The sequence below is a fragment of the Bradyrhizobium sp. Leo114 genome (assembly GCF_055229415.2).
The window spans coordinates 1-1284 of sequence record NZ_JBUYEN020000166.1; the positions used below are offsets into that span (position 1 = coordinate 1).

1 protein-coding gene is annotated in these 1284 nt (G+C 59.8%); it reads left to right on the forward strand.

Annotation, left to right across the window (positions count from 1 at the left end; genetic code table 11):
* The first annotated feature begins 79 nt into the window (after positions 1 to 79).
* Positions 80 to 1165 carry an IS5 family transposase gene (locus ACZIRK_RS45190; protein ID WP_454623945.1) on the forward strand — a complete coding sequence of 362 codons (1086 nt, stop codon included), beginning with the start codon at positions 80 to 82 and terminating at the stop codon, positions 1163 to 1165.
* Positions 1166 to 1284: the final 119 nt, after the last annotated feature.

Genomic DNA, 1284 nt, shown 5'->3' on the forward strand with positions numbered 1-1284 from the left:
TAGCAGTCTGCTGAAGAACCCCCTCGCCACCGAGGGGGCTTGATGATTCACTTGTCATCTCGAATCAGCGGAGACGCTCATGCGCGGCAGGTTTACGGATCAAGGCGGCCTGTTTTCGTACATCGCGCCGGATAAGCGTGTGCCAGCGAACCATCCGCTGCGGAAGGTGCGGGAACTTGTCCGGGATGTATTGAGTGATTTGAACCGCAGCCTTGGGAGGCTCTATGCCAGCGAGGGACGTCCTTCGATCCCTCCGGAGCAATTGCTGAGCGCCTTGCTGCTGCAGGTGTTCTATGGCATCCGCTCGGAACGCCAGTTGATGGAGCAACTGGACTATAATCTTCTGTATCGCTGGTTCGTGGGACTGTCGCCGGATGATCCAGTCTGGGACCCGACCACCTTCACCAAGAACCGGGAGCGGCTGCAGAACGGCGATGTGTTCACGAAGTTCATGACCAGGCTTCTGAACCATTCTCAGGTCAAATCGCTATTGTCGGACGAGCATTTTTCGGTGGACGGGACGCTGATCGAAGCCTGGGCTTCGCAGAAGAGTTTTCGCCCCAAGGACCGCAGCGGCGACGATGATGATGGCGCCAACTTCCACGGCCAGACGCGCAAGAACGACACCCATGCGAGTACCAGCGATCCGGACAGCAGGCTTTATCGCAAGGCGGCCGGACGCGAGGCCAAGCTTTGCTATATGGGCCACGCCACCATGGAGAACCGGCATGGGTTGGCGGTGGCCGGCATGGTCACGCAGGCCAATGGCATCGCCGAACGCCGGGCTTCGGAGACCATGCTGAAGGCGAGACGCAAAGCCGCAGGCCGCCGCATCACAGCCGGCGAGGACAAGGCGTACGATACGACCGATCATGTCGCCAATCTTCGCGCCATCGGCGTGACGCCGCATGTGACACAGAACCAGGCCGTCACCAAAACCGGCAAGACCCGCAACAGCGCCATCGACGAACGAACCACGCGGCATCCGGGGTACGGCATGTCGCAATCCCGCCGGGCGATGGTCGAGTGCATTTTCGGATGGGGCAAGCAGCATGGCACCATGCGCAAAACCAAACATCGCGGCATCGCTCGCGTCGCCGCCGACTTCCTGCTCAATCTGATCGCCTACAACCTGATCCGCATTCCCAAACTGCTTGCCGTTTAGCCGCCTCGCGTCAGGGTGCCCCTAACAACAGGCTAAAAATCCAACCGCCCACCCCGCCGCTCCAACAACAACCGCCGAGAAGGCGAAAACTCTCCATTTTAAGGTTTTTCAGCAGACTG

Excerpts from the sequence above, each read along its gene's own strand:
- ACZIRK_RS45190 (WP_454623945.1), top strand. The coding sequence starts at position 80 with ATGCGCGGCAGGTTTACGGATCAAGGCGGCCTGTTTTCGTACATCGCG.